The 16,779-nt window shown below is 63.0% G+C and carries 18 protein-coding genes and 1 pseudogene; 11 read left to right on the top strand and 8 right to left on the bottom strand.

Features of this window, described 5'->3' with window-relative positions:
* Positions 1 to 10: 10 nt before the first annotated feature.
* The 3 genes from HMPREF3173_RS04010 to HMPREF3173_RS04020 all read right to left on the bottom strand — a co-directional run bounded on the left by HMPREF3173_RS04010 (position 11) and on the right by HMPREF3173_RS04020 (position 3,632).
* Entirely contained in the window at positions 11 to 1,108 is a 1,098-nt protein-coding gene (locus HMPREF3173_RS04010; protein WP_070571638.1) for an AI-2E family transporter, read from the bottom strand.
* Between the two features lie 66 nt (positions 1,109 to 1,174).
* The gene (locus tag HMPREF3173_RS04015) at positions 1,175 to 2,935 is read right to left on the bottom strand and encodes a monovalent cation:proton antiporter-2 (CPA2) family protein (protein WP_083299921.1); all 1,761 of its coding nucleotides are present in this window, start codon (positions 2,933 to 2,935) and stop codon (positions 1,175 to 1,177) included.
* Between the two features lie 226 nt (positions 2,936 to 3,161).
* Positions 3,162 to 3,632 (bottom strand): YMGG-like glycine zipper-containing protein, encoded by a 471-nt coding sequence (locus HMPREF3173_RS04020; RefSeq protein ID WP_070571639.1) that lies wholly within the window; start codon positions 3,630 to 3,632, stop codon positions 3,162 to 3,164.
* Between the two features lie 209 nt (positions 3,633 to 3,841).
* Here HMPREF3173_RS04020 and HMPREF3173_RS04025 point away from each other — a divergent pair, with 209 nt between their 5' ends.
* Complete coding sequence (locus HMPREF3173_RS04025; protein ID WP_043207010.1) at positions 3,842 to 4,246, top strand: hypothetical protein; 405 nt, start codon at positions 3,842 to 3,844, stop codon at positions 4,244 to 4,246.
* An 18-nt stretch (positions 4,247 to 4,264) separates the two neighbouring features.
* Here the strand turns inward: HMPREF3173_RS04025 and HMPREF3173_RS04030 are convergent, their stop codons facing one another.
* The gene (locus HMPREF3173_RS04030) at positions 4,265 to 5,176 is read right to left on the bottom strand and encodes an ATP-binding protein (protein WP_070571640.1); all 912 of its coding nucleotides are present in this window, start codon (positions 5,174 to 5,176) and stop codon (positions 4,265 to 4,267) included.
* Between the two features lie 92 nt (positions 5,177 to 5,268).
* On the opposite strand from HMPREF3173_RS04030, the gene HMPREF3173_RS04035 reads away from it, so the two are divergent.
* Entirely contained in the window at positions 5,269 to 6,051 is a 783-nt protein-coding gene (locus HMPREF3173_RS04035) for an AraC family transcriptional regulator (protein ID WP_070571641.1), read from the top strand.
* Between the two features lie 33 nt (positions 6,052 to 6,084).
* Here the strand turns inward: HMPREF3173_RS04035 and HMPREF3173_RS04040 are convergent, their stop codons facing one another.
* Positions 6,085 to 6,519: an anti-virulence regulator CigR family protein gene (locus HMPREF3173_RS04040; protein WP_070571642.1), complete on the bottom strand. Its 435-nt coding sequence runs from the start codon at positions 6,517 to 6,519 to the stop codon at positions 6,085 to 6,087.
* Between the two features lie 173 nt (positions 6,520 to 6,692).
* Here HMPREF3173_RS04040 and HMPREF3173_RS24510 point away from each other — a divergent pair, with 173 nt between their 5' ends.
* Both HMPREF3173_RS24510 and HMPREF3173_RS04050 read left to right on the top strand, forming a co-directional pair.
* Positions 6,693 to 7,175 carry a hypothetical protein gene (locus HMPREF3173_RS24510; RefSeq protein ID WP_070571643.1) on the top strand — a complete coding sequence of 161 codons (483 nt, stop codon included), beginning with the start codon at positions 6,693 to 6,695 and terminating at the stop codon, positions 7,173 to 7,175.
* 200 nt (positions 7,176 to 7,375) lie between these two features.
* Positions 7,376 to 8,122: a maleate cis-trans isomerase family protein gene (locus HMPREF3173_RS04050; RefSeq protein ID WP_070571644.1), complete on the top strand. Its 747-nt coding sequence runs from the start codon at positions 7,376 to 7,378 to the stop codon at positions 8,120 to 8,122.
* On the opposite strand, the gene HMPREF3173_RS04055 is transcribed toward HMPREF3173_RS04050, so the two are convergent.
* Positions 8,119 to 8,970 carry a LysR family transcriptional regulator gene (locus HMPREF3173_RS04055; protein ID WP_052352375.1) on the bottom strand — a complete coding sequence of 284 codons (852 nt, stop codon included), beginning with the start codon at positions 8,968 to 8,970 and terminating at the stop codon, positions 8,119 to 8,121. The genes HMPREF3173_RS04050 and HMPREF3173_RS04055 overlap by 4 nt on opposite strands.
* Before the next feature lie 169 nt (positions 8,971 to 9,139).
* Between HMPREF3173_RS04055 and HMPREF3173_RS04060 the strand changes: the two genes are divergently transcribed.
* From HMPREF3173_RS04060 to HMPREF3173_RS04080, 5 genes are all read left to right on the top strand, one after another.
* The gene (locus HMPREF3173_RS04060) at positions 9,140 to 9,661 is read left to right on the top strand and encodes an L-2-amino-thiazoline-4-carboxylic acid hydrolase (protein ID WP_070571645.1); all 522 of its coding nucleotides are present in this window, start codon (positions 9,140 to 9,142) and stop codon (positions 9,659 to 9,661) included.
* Positions 9,658 to 10,920, top strand: a complete 1,263-nt coding sequence (locus tag HMPREF3173_RS04065; protein WP_070571646.1) for a hydantoinase/carbamoylase family amidase — start codon at positions 9,658 to 9,660, stop codon at positions 10,918 to 10,920. The genes HMPREF3173_RS04060 and HMPREF3173_RS04065 overlap by 4 nt, the downstream gene beginning before the upstream one ends.
* A gap of 106 nt (positions 10,921 to 11,026) precedes the next feature.
* The gene (locus HMPREF3173_RS04070; protein WP_070571647.1) at positions 11,027 to 12,124 is read left to right on the top strand and encodes a PLP-dependent cysteine synthase family protein; all 1,098 of its coding nucleotides are present in this window, start codon (positions 11,027 to 11,029) and stop codon (positions 12,122 to 12,124) included.
* A 44-nt stretch (positions 12,125 to 12,168) separates the two neighbouring features.
* Positions 12,169 to 12,549 carry a Rid family detoxifying hydrolase gene (locus HMPREF3173_RS04075; RefSeq protein WP_070571648.1) on the top strand — a complete coding sequence of 127 codons (381 nt, stop codon included), beginning with the start codon at positions 12,169 to 12,171 and terminating at the stop codon, positions 12,547 to 12,549.
* A 149-nt stretch (positions 12,550 to 12,698) separates the two neighbouring features.
* Complete coding sequence (locus HMPREF3173_RS04080; protein WP_070571649.1) at positions 12,699 to 14,024, top strand: MFS transporter; 1,326 nt, start codon at positions 12,699 to 12,701, stop codon at positions 14,022 to 14,024.
* Between the two features lie 64 nt (positions 14,025 to 14,088).
* On the opposite strand, the gene HMPREF3173_RS04085 is transcribed toward HMPREF3173_RS04080, so the two are convergent.
* Complete coding sequence (locus HMPREF3173_RS04085; RefSeq protein ID WP_070571650.1) at positions 14,089 to 14,289, bottom strand: DUF1289 domain-containing protein; 201 nt, start codon at positions 14,287 to 14,289, stop codon at positions 14,089 to 14,091.
* A gap of 158 nt (positions 14,290 to 14,447) precedes the next feature.
* Here HMPREF3173_RS04085 and HMPREF3173_RS04090 point away from each other — a divergent pair, with 158 nt between their 5' ends.
* Entirely contained in the window at positions 14,448 to 15,341 is an 894-nt protein-coding gene (locus HMPREF3173_RS04090) for an FKBP-type peptidyl-prolyl cis-trans isomerase N-terminal domain-containing protein (protein ID WP_070571651.1), read from the top strand.
* A 56-nt stretch (positions 15,342 to 15,397) separates the two neighbouring features.
* Here HMPREF3173_RS04090 and HMPREF3173_RS24250 read toward each other — a convergent pair.
* Positions 15,398 to 15,510, bottom strand: a pseudogene (locus tag HMPREF3173_RS24250) (DNA-binding response regulator); the annotation flags it as partial.
* Between the two features lie 184 nt (positions 15,511 to 15,694).
* On the opposite strand from HMPREF3173_RS24250, the gene HMPREF3173_RS04100 reads away from it, so the two are divergent.
* Positions 15,695 to 16,222 (top strand): P-loop NTPase family protein, encoded by a 528-nt coding sequence (locus HMPREF3173_RS04100; RefSeq protein WP_070571653.1) that lies wholly within the window; start codon positions 15,695 to 15,697, stop codon positions 16,220 to 16,222.
* The last annotated feature ends 557 nt before the right edge of the window (positions 16,223 to 16,779 follow it).

The following is a 16,779-nucleotide window of genomic DNA, read 5'->3' on the forward strand; positions in this document are numbered from 1 at the left end:
AAGCCCTGGTTCAATACGTCTTGTCGACGGGCGTTTCGGGCACTTGCTGCGCGACCCACTGCCAGAACAGGTTGTAGGTCACGGCCAGGATCACCGGGCCGATGAACAGGCCAATGATGCCCTTGACCACCATGCCGCCCAGCGCACCGATCAGCACCACCGGCATCGGCACGTCCACGCCACGCCCCAGCAACAAGGGCTTGAGCACGTTGTCGGCAAGGCCGGCGACGAAGGTGTAGATGGCGAACACGATGGTGCCGACCGTGAAACCTTCGGTGCTGAAGACGTAGGCGATCACCGGCAGCGTGATCAGCGTCGCAGGCGCCTGGGCAATGCCCAGCATGAGGATGGCGATGGCCAGGATGCCTGCTCCTGGCACCCCCTTGATCACGAAGCCGACGCCGATCAGCAGCATCTGGATGAACGCGATGCCGATCACGCCCTGGGCCACCGCGCGGATGGTGGCGGTGCACAGCTTGGCGATGGGCTTGCCCTGAGCTTCGCCTGAGACCCGCATGGCGATGCGTTGCGCCGCCCATTCACCGCGCTCGCCAAAGGCCATGATCACCCCTGAGATGATGATCGCCGCAATAAACAGCAAGAACGCGCCGCCCGCACTGGCGATGGCCCCGAGCAGCAACCGGCCGGCATCCTTGAGGTACGGCATCAGGTTGTTCAGCACCCCGCTCAGGCTCTCGGACGCCGACAGCCAGAGGGCATACACCCGTGGCCCCACCAGCGGCCAAGTGGCGACCGACTCTGGCGGCGCCGGCACGCTCCAGGCGCCGCTCTTGAGCAGTGTCACCAGACTCTCGACCGACTCGCCGAGGGACACCACTACCAGGTAAATCGGCACCAGGAGCACCAGCAAGACCAACAACACCACCAGTGTCGCCGCATGGCCGTCCTTCAAGCCGCTGGCACGCTTGATCCGTTGCTGCAACGGGTACAGCGTGACCGCCAGAATCACTGCCCAGAGCATCAGTTCGAGAAATGGCTGGAACACCTGGAAGGCGAAAATCACCAAGCCTGCCACCAACCCCGCCTTGATGAGCACATCCAGCAATCCCCGCGACAGGGCGCTGTCCAGCTTGAAACTCGGCTGCATGAATCACCTCCGGGCCGCCGTGGGCGGGTCGAACAGTCGGTGCGCCGATCGGCGCGATGTTGGTCGTCAATCCTGCGGTCGGTGGTCGTCTGCCGAACCGTCATCGTCCTCGAGCCTTTCACTGGACGCGCGTCGTTGGTACAGCTCCAGCAGCCATCGCTGCTCCTGATGCTGGTAGCGCCGCACCCAGGCAGCGGCCTGGGCTTCGTCCTGGCCCAGGGCGATGAAGGCGCGACGCGCCATTTCAAGGCTGGAGTGGAAGGTCTCGCGGACCGGGCTCGCGCCCAGCTCGAGCAGGCGCAGGACATCCTGATGGTCGCGCACGGAGGCGATGACTGGGGTGTGCGGGTACTGCTGGGCGAGCAGGTCCACGGTCTTGAGATTGACCTGCGGATCGTCGGTGGCGACGATCACCAGTTCGGCCTCGCCGACCTTGGCCGCACGCAGGATCTGCGAGCGCGACGGGTCGCCATAGAACACCGGCGGGCCTTGTTTGTCGGCTTGGCGTCCGAAGGTTTCGACCGAGGTATCCAGGGCAACCAGGCGTACACCTTCGGCGTGCAGCATCCTGGCGATGGCGCGCCCCATGCGGCCCATGCCGGCCACCACCACCTGCGGCGCTTCATCCACTGCCGGCAGCGTGTCCGGGGCCTCCAATACCGGCCGCTCTTCACGCAGCTGACGCGCCAGCGCCATCATCACCAGCGGCACCACCGCCATCGACAAGGTGATGGCCAGCACCAGCAGGTCGTGCACCTGTTGCGCCAGCAATTGATGATCCAGCGCCAGCTTGAACACCACGAAGGCGAACTCGCCCCCCGACGCCAGCACCACCGCCAGGCACAGCGCCTGGGCACGGCTCAGCCCGCCGGCCCAACGTCCCAGGCCAAACAGCACAGGCAGCTTGATGCCCACCAGCAACAGGGTCAGCCCCAGCACTTGCAGGGGGAACCCCAGCAGCAATCGCAGGTCGGCGGTCATGCCGACACCGACGAAGAACAGCCCCAGCAGTAGCCCCTTGAGCGGCTCGATCTGGGACTCGAGCTCGTGACGAAAGGGAGACTCAGCCATCAGCACACCGGCCAAAAATGCACCCAGCGCCATCGATACGCCCACGTGCTCCATCACCCAGGCCGTCCCCAACACCACCAGCAGCGCCGTGGCGGTGGAAAGCTCGTGCAGCCCCGACTTGGCCACCCAGAGAAACACCGGCCGCAGCAGGTAACGCCCTCCGATGATCACGATGCCGATACCAATCGCCACCGCCAGCAATGGCCGGGTGCCCTCGGCCGTGGTCGTCACGCCACCGGCCAGCAACGGCACCACGGCGATCAAGGGGATGGCGGCGATGTCCTGGAACAACAGGATGCCCACGGCCAAGCGCCCATGTGGTTTGTTCAGGTCCTTGCGCTCTGCCAGTACCTGCAGGCCGAACGCGGTGGACGACAATGCAAGGCCCACGCCGAGTACCACCGCCGCGGCAGGCGACTGGTCGAACAACACAAAGGCGAGCCCTCCCAGTGCCACCGCGGTGAAACCCACCTGCAACGAGCCGACGCCGAACAGCGACTTGCGCATCGTCCACAATTTACGCGGCGACAATTCAAGGCCGATGATGAACAACAGCATCACCACGCCCATCTCCGAGAGCCGTGCGACGTTGTGGGGATTGTCGATCAACCCCAACACCGAAGGGCCGATCACGATACCTGCGAGCAGATAACCAGGTACGGCGCCCAACTTCAGGCGCTGGAGCAGAGGAACCAGAAGCACCACAGCCAACAGAAAGACTACCGTCGCCTGCAACAGGCTGCCGTCATGAGGCATTTCCCTCCCCCTTGCTCGAATGCCAGGCAATCGCCCGCGCGATGTCGATTGCCTGAGTCCCGCCAGTCAAGATGGAATTGAGTATGGGTGATTAATGGCCGTTTGCTTGTCGCAGTTTTTTATTTTCCGCGCAGGGCTTACAGACGCGCATCGCCCCCCCTGCCGCTGTCTGCTTCTGGCAGTCAAAACGTAAGGCCTCACGGCCTGCTGCGACGCGTCATCGACCTCAAGGGCTGACCTGATAGCCACGTCCCTGCAGGCAGCTGCTGTAGGCGCTGGCGTGGGCGGAGTCCTGGGCTTGGTTCTGGCTGCGGCGGTCCTGCCGGCGCTCCTGACGCTGGCGCATTCCACCGACTGCCGCCCCCGCTGCGGCCACTTCGCCGGCGCGGTTCTGTCGGTATTGCGCTTTGGCATCGTCACCGGCCCGGTCATAGAGTTCCTCGTGCTGCCGGCCACGGACCTCGGCACCCACCGCCCCTACCGCCGCCCCGGCTGCCGCGCCACGCACGCGGCCCCCGACATGGGCCTCGGACGAGGTGCCGGCGCTGCTGGCCGCGTTGTTGGCCACACCATTGCAGTAGTCCATGTCCTGTTGCATCTGCTGGCTGCTCTGGCCATTGAGCGGCACGACGCTCTGGGCGCTGACGGGCCCTACGAGCAGCATCAACCCCAGGCAACACCCTGTGAACGTACGCATGGCACACCTCCTCGAAAGAAAGCCCCAACGTTCCAGAATAGTGCCCGCGCGAGTTCACTGGGTTCGTGGGCAAAATCATTCGGGCCCTCGCCTAGAACTTTTTGCTATTTATCGGTCTATGTGAGGGAGCTCAGCTCGATAAACGCGGCCCACCGCTGTTTAAGCCCCATGGCCGCGATCCCAATGTCATTCAGAGGTTGTCTTTGCTCATGAAAATCAACGTCCCACGAATGGTGCTCCTTGGCCTGTTCGCGTTCGCGTCGATGGGCTCGGCATCTGCTTCACCGATGAAAGCGGCAAGTCCAGCGCCCGCCGCCCCGATCACGACCCCTCGGGTGGTCGAGAACCCCTGGCCGAGCCTGGCCAGCCTGACCGATAAGCAACAAGGCCCGATGCTCGCTCACGACGACCGCTACTGGCGAGACGGCCGCTGGCACGACAGACGGGACGATTGGCGCCGTGCCCAGTGGCGCCGCGAGCAGGCCCGCCGGGAGGCCGAGCGTCGTCACGAGTGGGAACGCCGTCACTACCGCGCCCGCTACGAACACGATCACCGTTACTACGATCACGACCGGCGCTACTACGGGCGTGATCAGCGCTATTACCGTCGTTAAGCGCCTCACGCCCTGATATCAGGGCGTGTCCTGGCTCCAGCGTCCGGCGTAGTCCCGGGCAAACTGCGCGGCGATGCGCCCGGAGCGCGAGCCGCGCTGAGTGGCCCAGCGAACCGCGTGCACATGGGCCTGCTCGATGGCATGCGCAGGCACACCGTAGAACGCCAGCCACTGGTCCACCGCGTTCAGGTATTCGTCCGGCGAGAAGCCGTAGAACGAAATCCACAGTCCGAAGCGCTCGGACAGCGACACTTTCTCTTCTATCTCTTCCCCTGGGTGCAGTGCACCGTTCTCGCCGCGAGTCATGGACAGGTTGTCCGAGGCGCGTTCGGCAATCAGGTGCCGGCGGTTGGACGTGGCGTAGATCAGCACGTTCGACGAATGCTCGGCCACCGAACCGTCCAGGGCGGTCTTAAGACGCTTGTAACCGATATCCCCCTCCTCGAACGACAAGTCATCGCAGAACAGGATGAAGTATCCAGGCTGGTGACTGACTATCTCGATGACCTCGGGCAGGTCCCCGATATTTTCCTTGTCGATCTCCACCAGCTTGAGCCCACGCGAGTGGAACTCGTTGAGGCACGCCTTGACCAGCGAGGACTTGCCCGTGCCCCTGGAGCCGGTCAGCAACACATTGTTGGCTGGCTTGCCGTCGAGAAACTGCTGGGTGTTCTGGCGGATCAGCGCCTTTTGCCGGTCAACGTTCTGCAGTTGATCGAAGCCGATGAGCATGGGCCGCCTGACCGGTACCAAGGTGGCGCGATGGCCGCCCTGGCTGGCTCGGTACTGCCATTGGTAGGCGATGGCATCGGGGTCCAGGACGGGCACGGGTGGAGGCGCGAATGCGCGTTCCAGGGAATCGGCGATGCGCTTGAGCTGCGCAAGGACCTGCTGGGAGAAATCAGCCGGGTCAGGCAAAGGCGTGTTCATGAGCGAAGGCACACAGGGCGAGGGTATGAGGCGCCATGATGCTAAGCTGGCGCGCTCCCGTCTAACGACTGATGGACACAAATCGTCGAATAATGGACAACAAGACCCCGATCGCGACCCAGCATTTCCTCCCACCTGACCGGGAAGTGGCCACGCTGGCCCTGGACCTGGCGGACGGCACCTGCATCGAAACCCACCGACACCCCCATGGGCAGTTGCTCTATACCACCCAGGGCACGTTGATGGTCAACACCCATCAGGGGTGCTGGGTGGTGCCTTGCAATTACGGATTGTGGATTCCCGCCGAGGTCGCCCACTGGACACGCAGTCTCGGTGCCACCTGTATCCGCACGCTTTATTTCGCGCCACAGCGCACCCCGGGCATGCCTAACGAGTGCGCGGTCTACGCCATCTCCAATCTGGTGCGCGAATTGATCATCGAGACCTCGGGCATGGACCTGGAGATTGCCAAAGGTAGCCGGCATGCCCGCCTGGTCGGGTTGCTGCTCGATGAACTGGCGCTCGCCAGAGTCTCGGCGATCTACCTGCCGCGCCCCAGGGGGCAGCGTCTTCAAGCGCTGTGCCAGCACCTTGTCCAGAACAGGACGCTGGATTGGGGGCTGGCCGAGTGCGCCGCCTTCCTTGGCTTGAACATCAAGACTGTGCAGCGCTGGTTCCATGAGGATGTGGGCATGAGTTTCGGTACATGGCGCAAACAGGCGCGGCTATTGATCGCGCTGGACAGGCTTGCCCAAGGCCACAACATTCTCGACGTCTCGCTGGATGCCGGCTATTCCACGCCTAGCGCGTTCACGGCGATGTTCAAACGGGAATTCGGGCAGCCCCCGCGCACCTTCCAGCAGCCACGCCGCTGAGCTTGCAAGGCGGCGTGGCAGCGCCAGGGCGGATCAATCCAGCACATTGGTCAGCACTTCATAGATCAGGCCCGTGGCGATCGTGACCAGCAGCAAGTCGGTGCCAGCCTGGCGCCACTCATAGCCGTCATAGTGAGGCAGCCGGCCAATCAGGCGCCCATCGAGCTTCTTGGCGATGCCTGGCGGAAGCGGCTTGCCGCGTGCCAGATTCTTCCGCACGCCAGGCGGCAGGTCTGCTCCCGGGCTCCAGTAGCCGCGATTATCGTCGAGGATGACCCGAATGCCCCCGATGTCTATCTGCGGGCCACCGCGCCAGTCGTTGCCGCCGCCCGGATTCTGATGACCTTGATTACCGTGCTGCATGTTTTTGCCGTGGCCATTGCCCTTGCCTGGGTCGGCCAGCACTGGGGCTGCGCCCAGCAAGGCCAGCCCCAGGGTGGTGGCGAGCAGTGTGTTGAGTCTGGACATTGCATCTGTCTCCTTACTTGAGAATGCCGCTACTGAGCGTAGCGCCCACCAACAGAACCCGACAGCGAAAACTTGGCACCGGCGTGCCTGCATTTCGTCGCCAGGCCGCGAACTCAGTGGCCTGGACGATGTCATATCGGCATCCCAATCCCGCCCCTGGAGGCGATTCGATCATGAAGAAAACCCTGGTAGTTGCAGCAGTGTGCGCGTTCGCGCTTGGTGCTACAGCCATACTGCCCGCCGACCTTTCACCGATTGGTTCGGTTTATGCCAAGGGTGGCGGCGGCGGTGGCGGTGGCGGTGGCGGTGGCGGTGGCGGTCATGGTGGCGGCGGCGGTCATGGCGGCGGTCACGGCGGTGGCCATGGCGGCGGCAAGGGCGGGCTGGGCGGCAACCATGGCAGCAACAGCAATGGCGCCAACGAGGGTGGTCTGCATGCCGGCAAAGCCACCCGTGACCACGGCGTGAGCGGCAAGCATTACGGCCAGGACAGAAATGACAGCGAAGGGCATGGCTCGGTGACCTCCGGAGTCGCACACGCCAAGGAAACCCGCGGTCTGGAGAAGGCCCGAGCGATCTCCGACACCACACCGGGTAGTCACAACACCAAAGGCTTGGACAACGCAGTCCACTCCTCCACCAAGAACGATCGCTGATCAGGCTCGCTCCGCGACGAGCGCCTGGCTCACCGAGGTACCTGGACATCGCCCGATGCCCAGGTACCTGGCGCCACCTTTGCCCTCATTCATCGCAGATCGCGATGGACCTGCCGAAACACACCGTCAGTCGTGCGTTTGTCCCTCCGCTATGATGCGGATCGGGCACCAAATAGCACTTACTGCCGGGAGATCAGGTCATGAAGCAACACCAGACGGGTATCGATTTCACTCAGCCACCGCAGCGCCGCCCTCGCCTGGGCTTGATCGCGCTGGCGTCGGATGTGCTGGTCGAGCGTGACTTCTGGCGCATGGGACTGGCGGCCGGAGTCGATATCGTGACCACGCGGATCGCCCAATCGATGCCACTGACGCCCACCACGCTCGCGCGGCTCGAAGAGGGCATCCCGGACGCCATGGGTTTGCTGCTGCCTGAAGCACAACTCGATGCCATCGTCTTCGCCTGTACTTCCGGCTCCGCGATCATCGGACCCGCGAAAATCGCCGGGCAAATCGCTGCCTTGCGTCCCGGTGTGACAGTCACCAATCCAGCGACCGCCGCCGTGGAAGCTTTGAAGTACCTGGGATGCAGCAAGATCGCATTCATCGCGCCCTATACCGAGGATGTCGCCGAGATCACCAGCGGGGTATTCGCTGAGGCCGGTATCGGTTTTTCCGATCGTCTGTGCTTTGGCCTGACCAGCGACGTGCAGATCGCCACTCCGGGGCTGGCGCATTATCGACGTGCCATCGCTCAGATGGATATCGCCACCGCCGATGCACTTTTCCTCTCCTGCACCACCGCTGCCACGCTGGACTTGATCGCACCGCTGGAGGCGCAAACAGGGCTGCCGGTGATCACCTCGAACCAGGCAGCCTTCTGGCATGCACTGCGTTGCATGGGCCGTAGGCCCTCCATGACCGGCTTCGGCAAGCTGCTTTGCTAGTTTCCATCGGCCTGCAAGGCCTCGCGCAGGGTCGCGAGCAACTGCTGCACGATGACCGGCGGTTCGCGGTGGGCAGTCTTGAACTGCCCATGCACGATGGGCAGCCTGGGCAACCGCGGATGATGCAGCTTCACAAGATCATCAGGGCAGTCTTCCTCGGGGATGGCAGCAATGGCAAGGCCACTGCGCACCGCCGTGCGAATGCCTTCGAGCGTGTTGCAGTCATACACCGAACGCCACGGCACACCCGCCTGGTCCAGCGCCGTGAAAGCCTCGCGAAAGTACAGGCAATGCCCTGAAATATGCGCCAGCGGCAGGACCTCGGCCTGGTCCAGGTCAAAGCCCGGCAGGCCGATCCACACCAGCTGGGAGGGGCATAGATCTGCCACCTGCCCTTCCTGCAACGGCTCGCGCATCAGCGCGGCATCGAGAAAGCCATCGGCGAGCGCCCGGCTGTGCTCGTAGGACAACCCCGAAGTGACCTTGATGGTCACCTTCGGGCGCATGGCCATGAAGGTTTGCAGCACCGGCGCCAGGCGCGAGAACAGGTGATACTCATCCGGCAGCCCAAGCTTGATCGTGCCGCCCATGCGCGCGGGGCAGAACTCTTCCTCGATCCGGTCGATGACCTGCAGCAAGGTGGTGACATGAGTGAGCAGCACGTCACCGGCCGTGGTCAGCTGGCAACTGCGGGTGGTACGCCGGAAAAGCTGGGTCTGCAGGTAGTCCTCGAGCTTGGCGATATGCCCGCTGACCGTGGACTGGCTGGCATTGAGCAGACGCGCTGCCTCACTGAAGCTCCCCACCGAGGCCACTTTGTAGAAACTGCGCAGCAGGACGGTATCCATCGGAGTGCTTCCTCTAAAGGCTTGAGGCCGTTGGGCGCCGGGTCGATCGCGCGCCTTATTTATTGCGAATCGCGATCAAATTATCAGATAAATCCGTTACCAGCCAATAAGTGCTGCTGGGTATAGTGCCGACACATACCCATAAGAACTCCAGCAAAGGAGAAGCAGCATGAGTGACAAGCCAGGTGACCGTCCGGCATCCGCCACCGACGGCGAGATCGGCATCCTTGCCCGGCGCCGTATCGAGGCCGGTGTCATCGCACCGGTCTACCAGGAACTCTGCGCCCGACTGGGCGAGGACATGGCCCAATCGATCATCGATGCCGCGATCCGCAAGGCCGCCGTCGAGGCCGGCCAGGCCTTCGCCGCCAAGACCCCGGGTGGCACCAGCCTGCGTACCTTCCAGGAGCTGCAGTCGCTGTGGACCCAGGACGATGCGCTGATCATCGCCGTCGACACGGCCACCGACGAGCACTTCAACTACACCGTCCACCGCTGCCGCTACGCCGAGATGTACCGGGAAATGGGCCTGGGCCACATCGGGCATCTGTTGTCCTGCAACCGCGACTACATGTTCCCGCAAGGCTACGACCCAAACATCGAACTCGAACGCACCCAGACCTTGATGGAGGGCGCGCCCTGCTGCGACTTCAAGTACCGCTACGTGAAAAAACAGGACGGCCAGCAATGAGCGTATCGACCAGCAAGGCGCGCAAAGTGCACATCCAGCAAGACCGCCTCTGGGCGGACGTGATGTCGACCGCCAGGTTCGGCGCCTTCGGTGAAACCGGCATGCGTCGCCTGGCCCTCAGCGAGGAGGACCGTCAGGTTCGGGACTGGTTCGTGGCCGAGTGCCGTGCCCTGGGCTGCACGATCGACATCGACCGGATCGGCAACCTCTTCGCGACCTACCCCGGCCGCGACCCGAACCTGGCCCCCATCGCCATGGGCAGCCACCTGGACACGCAGCCTGCCGGCGGCCGCTTCGACGGCATCCTCGGGGTGCTGGCCGGTGTCGAGCTGCTGCGCGCATTGCAGGATGCCGGGGTGCGCCCTGCCCACCCGATCACTGTCATCGTCTGGACTAACGAAGAGGGTTCTCGCTTTGCCCCGGCCATGATGGGCTCGGGCGTGTATTGCGGCGCCCACTCGCTGGAAACCGTTGCCGCGACCTGCGACAAGTCCGGTGTTTCAGTGGCACAGGCACTGGACGCCATCGGCTATGCCGGTGATCGTGAGCCTGGCTTCATGCCGTTTTCCGCCTACCTGGAACTGCATATCGAGCAAGGGCCGGTACTGGAAGCGCAGAACCTGGAGATCGGTGTCGTCGAAGCGGTACAGGGGGTTTGCTGGCTGGACATCAAAGTGCCCGGCGTCGAAGCCCATGCCGGTGGCCGTCCCATGACGATGCGCGAGGATGCCCTGGTCGCGGCCTCCAAGATCGTGTTGGCGGTCGAGGCCGTGGCAGCCCGCCATGCCCCGGGTGTGGGCACGGTCGGCTACATCAGTGCCGGGCCCAATTCACGCAATGTCATACCGGGCTCGGTGTCGCTGGAGGTGGACCTGCGCCACCCCACCGATGCAGGGCTCACGGCGCTGGAGACCGAACTGACCGCCGAGGTCCGGCGCATCGCCCCCGAGGCGCAGGTGCGCAGGGTATGGCTCAAGCCACCAGTCAGGTTCGACGCACGCATCGTCGATGTCGTGGCCGCTTGCACCGAGGCCCTGGGCTTTTCGGCACGGCGCATGGTCTCCGGCGCCGGTCACGACGCCGCGCACGTGGCTGGCCTGGCACCGAGCGCGATGATCTTCATTCCGTCGTACCTGGGGCTCTCGCACAACGTGCGCGAGTACTCCTCACCCGAGCAATGCGCCAAGGGCGCCACGGTACTGCTCGATGCAGTGCTGGAGCTGGACGAACGCCTGTCGGCCGACGCCCCCAGCAACTGACGCACTGTCCCACGGCAATTGATTGCACCCCGGATGGCCCTCGAGGCTGTCCGCGCTGGGTCGTGGGCGCAATTCATAACGATCGGCGTAACTTGGAACTATTGATATGGGCACTGATACCACGCAATCCGTAGCTATCGATTGGTCACGCAACGCGGTCAGGTTGCTGGAGGGCGACGGTCATCGCTCGGCCGACACCCATCTGATCAAGCCGACCTTCCCAGGCCTGGGCAAGCTCTCGGTCTACCTCAAGGACGAGAGTACCCACCCCACCGGCAGCCTGAAGCACCGCTTGGCCCGCTCGCTGTTTCTCTATGGAATCTGCAACGGACGGATCAACCAGGGCACCACCCTGGTCGAAGCCTCCTCCGGTTCCACGGCTGTGTCGGAAGCCTACTTCGCCAACCTGCTGGGCTTGCCGTTCATTGCCGTGATGCCCAGAAGCACCAGCGAAGCGAAGATCGGCGCCATCCGGCGTTTCGGTGGGGTCTGCGAGTTCGTCGATCACCCCGGCGAGGTCTATCGCGTGGCCGCCGAGATCGCGGCACAAAAAGGCGGCTACTACCTGGACCAGTTCACCTACGCCGAACGGGCGACCGACTGGCGCGGCAACAACAACATCGCACAAAGCATATTCAACCAGATGGAGTGCGAGGAGCAGTCGTGCCCAGCGTGGGTGGTGATGAGCGCCGGCACCGGCGGCACCTCGGCCACCCTCGGCCGCTACATCCGCTATCGCGGTTTCGACACCCGCCTGTGCGTCGTGGACGTGGAGAACTCCGCGTTCTGCGAAGCCTGGCAGACCGGGGATCTGTCAACGACCTGTGCACACCCTTCGCGGATCGAAGGCATCGGTCGCCCGCGTGTGGAGCCGTCGTTCATTCCGGGCGTGATCGACCGCATGTTCAAGGTGCCGGATGCCGCCTCGATCGCCGCCGCCCATGTGCTGTCGGAGCGTCTGTTCCGCCGCGTCGGCGGCTCGACCGGCACGAACTTCTTCGGGCTGCTGTGCATTGCCAGCGAAATGAAACGCCGTGGCGAAGAGGGCTCGCTGGTGACCTTGATCTGCGACAGCGGCGATCGCTACGCAGACACCTATTTCAGCGCCCAATGGCTGGCGCGCAACAACCTCGACATCGCGCCCTGGTACGCGCGCATCGAAGCCTTCCTGGACGGCGCGACGGACCATTTGAGCACCGACTGATCGCACCACTGCAACGCACCTTTCCCACGACAACGGATATCGACATGATCACCCAGGTTTCCAGCACCCACGCCCCGCTTGCCATCGGCCCCTACTCCCAGGCCATACGGATCGGCAACTTGTTGTTCGTTTCGGGCCAGTTGCCCATCGTGCCGGCCACCGGCGAGTTCTGTTCCGATGACGTCGTCGCGCAGACGCGTCAGTGCCTGGAGAACATTGCCGCCATCGCGCACGAAGCCGGCACCTCCTTGAAGTACACGGTCAAGACGACGCTGCTGGTCACCGACCTGAGTGCGTTCACCTTGGTCAATGGGGCCTATGCCGAGTTCTTCTCGGCGCCTTGCCCAGCGCGCGCCTGTTATGAGGTCAAGGCCCTACCCAAAGGCGCCCAGGTCGAGATCGAGGCGGTGATCGCCATTCCCTAGTCCCACTGCCGGGGCCTGAGGTCTTTGTTCCCGACGGCCCCGGTATCGCACCACCACATAGACCCAGCACGCGTCATGCAGGCGCCCGCCACGGCGGGGGGACCGTCTGCGCACATCAATAATTACAACGAGAGATTGTGGAGGCTTTTATGGGTATGCCAATCGCTTCGAGTCCACGCGAAGCAAGCAGCACGTCCGGTCAACGTTTGCTGGATGAGGCGCGCCTGATGCCCATCCATGTCATTGCCGCGCTCGCCTGTTTGGGCGGCGCTGCGCTGGATGGCTACATCCTGGGAATCGTCGGCCCTGCGCTGGCGCTGGCCAAGAACGAACTGCTGCTGACCGCCACGAGCCAAGGCCTGATTGCCTGCAGTGCGTTGATCGGTGTATTCATCGGCGGTCTGGTGTTCGGCAACTTCGCCGACCGTTACGGACGTCGACCAGTGTTCTCCTGGAACCTGGCGGCGTTCATTGTCCTGTCGGTGTGCCAGTTCTTCGTGCAGGACGTCTGGCAACTGGTGGTCATCCGCTTGCTCCTGGGCCTGGCGATCTGCGTCGAGTACGCCGTCGGTTCCACGGTCCTGGCCGAGTTTTCCCGACGCAAGAACCGCGGGGCCTTGCTGGGCTGCTTCACCATCGCCTGGCAGATCGGCTTTACCGCCGCCTTCATCATCGGCGCCTTCTACGACGGCGATAACTGGCGGATGCTGTTGGGTTCGAGTGTGATTCCAGCGGTCATCATCTACCTGCTTCGCCTGCTGCTGCCGGAAACACCGATGTGGCTCAAGGCACAGGGACGGGACGCCGAGGCCCGGGCCATCGTCGATCGACACTTCGGCGCCAAGTACGCGATTCCCGATGTCGATGTCAGCCCCAAAGGCGCCTCGCTGGGCGAGCTGTTCAAGCGCGACACCTGGAAACACACCTTGTTCTCCGGCCTGTTCTGGTTCTGTCAGGTCGGCCCCTTCTTCGCCATCTTCACCTTCATGGTGCCGGTGCTGGAAACGCTGGGGCTGCAAGGCGATCACCGGGTCGACCTGTCGCTGAACGCCATTCAGATCGCCGGGGTGATCTTTGGGGTGTTCCTGGTGCACTGGATGAGCCGTCGCGGATTCGTCATCTGGACCTTCGTCGCGGTACTGGCGATCTTCTTGGCACTGGGCCTGTTCGCCCATGCGCCGACCTGGGTCGTCGTAGGCTTGTTCGCGACCTACATGTTCATCGGGCCTGCGATCAACAACATCCAGTTCGTGTATCCGCCTGAGATTTTCGACACCCATGTCCGTGCGACCGGGATCGGCTTCTCGGCGGCTTTCTCGCGGATATCGGCAGCAGGCGTGACCTACCTGCTGCCGTCGTTGCTGCAGGCGTTCGGCTTCTCGGCGACCTTGATCATGATGGCAGGCTTCCCGCTGCTGGGCCTGCTGGTGACGGTGGCCTGGGCGCCGGAGACCAAAGGCAAGGCATTGCGATAAAAGCTCAAGCGCGCTGGCGATGGACCTTGGGGCTGCTCTGAGCAGCCCCAAGCCTATTCACCGGTCAGTCACGCACCTGGCGCTTGGCCCCCTTCTTGACGATGGCCTTCAACCGCGTCGCCGCACGCTGCACCGTCGCCATCTTCTCCGGCCGCTTCATGCCGCGCCATTTGCGGATCTCTTCGCGGGTTCTGCCACAGCTCACGCACAGCTCGCCATTGAGCTGGCAAAGCGAGACGCAGGGGTTGTCGATGTCTTTGGCCATGGGCTGCTCCGAAAGCGGGCGCGCATGATACTGCAAACACGCCGGCACTCGGTGTTCCCACCAACGCACTTTTAAGACTCATCTTATTGGCCGCCTGGCCCTGTCATGGTCCCATTGCGAATCGATGACCCATCACCGTGACAGGCTCTGGATACCTGATGGAAAAGTACTTTGGCATTGCGCTTTGCAGCCTGTCTTCAGTGTTCAGCGGATTCACCGTTGCCTCGCCAGCGAACGTCACCCCCGAGCAGGAGCAGCAAATCGCTCGGGTGAGCGATCTCGCCCACCAACTGGCTGATGAGCTTGAGCAAAAGAAGGTACTTGTGGATGCACTGAACCACTTGGAGCAACAGGTGGCGAACCTGTTCACGGCCAACCAGCAGCTCTCGGATCGACAGACCGCGCTCGTGGATGCCCAGGCGAAAAGCGCGGCCATCAGCCACTTGAACGATGAGGCCTCGAACGATGCGCGCACCAGTTATGCCGTGGGCGCCTGGTACGCCGAAAACGTTCCCGAGCAAACCCAGCGACTCGCCTCCATTGGCAAGACAATGGACGTGCAGGCGTTCGCCCAAGGCTTCAATGACAAAATCAACGATCGAATGCAACTGCCCCAGGACACGCTCGCAACAGCGCTGGCCGATCTGAATCGCCAACTGCAGGAGGCCACGAGGGCCAAGCATCGAAAGCAGAGCCAAACCCTGTTGGCCGCCGCCGCCAAGGAAAAGAACGCAGTAACGCTGCCTGGTGGGGTGATCTACAAGATCCTTGACAAGGGCAAGGCGCCCGCCGTGACGGACCAGAGCGATATCCTGTTCGAATTCGACGAGCGCCTGAGCACAGGCGAAGTGCTGGCCACCCGGGAAACCCGAAGCAGCCAGGTAAAGCGCCTGCCCGCGCCATTCCGGGATATTTTCAAACAGCTTGGGCTCGGGGGATCGGCCACGATCCATCTCCCCATTAGCCAGGCCAAGGACATGCCGGCTGCAGCCTCGACAACACCACCCGAGGCCCTCTCGATTGTCACGATCAAAGTGATCGGCATCAAATAGCCTGCCGGCGAATCCGCGTGTGGGGCCTCACTCCCCCGCTACGCGCTCCAACCGACTCGGGCGAAGCGATGCACCATCCAGGCCTGTTCGCCCGACGCGGCATCTGTAGCAGGGGCTGCTCGAGCCGATCCAGTTCGGCCGACTCGTCGTCGAGTATCGCGACACGGATAAAAAGCTGATCCTGTTCAATCGAGTTCTCGTTGTTCTTCGACATTCGTGATGCGCCTGCCACTGCTCAAGGACCCAGCCTGATTCGTCAGGATAGGCTGGCCTGCAACGGCCCTTCTCACCTTGACAGCACCCGCAAAATCCGCAAAATCGCCGCCCCTCATTTGGCGACTGGAAGTCTTCCCATGCAACGGATTGTGATACTCGGTAACGCCGGCAGCGGCAAATCGACATTGGCCCGGGCGCTGGGCAAACGCCTCGGCGCTTGCGTCGTGCACCTGGATACGTTGTTCTGGGAACCAAACTGGGAAGAACCCGACGCCGACCAGTTTCGCGAACGGGTACGCCATGCCGTTGCCGCGCCCGCCTGGGTCTGCGAAGGCAACTATGCACGGCGCACCTTCGACCTGCGCCTGCCCCAAGCCGACCTGGTCATCTGGCTTGATACCCCGCGACTCACCTGCCTCGCCCGGGTGATCGTTCGCAGCCTGCTGGACAGGCCCCGGGCCGACCGGCCGGTTGGCTGCAAGGAACGCCTGGACAAAGCGTTTCTGGAGTTCTTGAAATTCGTCTGGCAGTTCGATAGCAGCTATCGCGCAGAGATTGAAGCCATCCGCCTGACTGTGGCGCCGCAGGTTCCAACCGTGCATCTGTGCGGCAAGACGCAGATCGAGCGCTTCTTGGAAAGGTTCGACGACACGACCCTGCAGTGAGCGATGGAGCCAACGCGACACGATCGTCCCTAGTCCAACTGCCAGCCGATCGGCGAAAGCGCCTCAGGCTTCAATGCGACTGGGCTAGGCTGGGACTTAACGTCCTAACCCACCTACGCAAGGATTATCCTTGCATGAGCGCTTGGGCACGGCCACCCTGACTCATCCCAGTGCGATCGTGCTTGCAAGGCTCAGGTTCGGCGCATTTGCCGTGCAATTGATAGTCGCTGCGGTGTGGCGCTGGGCCCTGATCAATCTGTATCTCCTGTGACCGTATCTGCCCAGCGCCAGCTCACACAAAAGGGTGATGGTGGCCTCCGCACAGCCATGGAAAAATAGCCAAGCACGGACGATATGAAGAATTGACACTCCAGGGGTGGAGTGACACGCCATGAGAGGTGGATCAAAACCGTCTGAAGCTTGAGTCCTGGTTGGACAACGGACTCGTTCAATCCCCAAGTCGAAAACAGGATCGTCGTTGGGCCAACAGGGATTGTCTTGTCATGCTTTCTTGATCAAGGCATTTAGGGAAGGTCTGAAAAAGACTTCCCGAATCT

Origin of the sequence: Pseudomonas sp. HMSC08G10, assembly GCF_001808425.1 — a bacterium.
GTDB classification, from domain to species: domain Bacteria; phylum Pseudomonadota; class Gammaproteobacteria; order Pseudomonadales; family Pseudomonadaceae; genus Aquipseudomonas; species Aquipseudomonas guariconensis.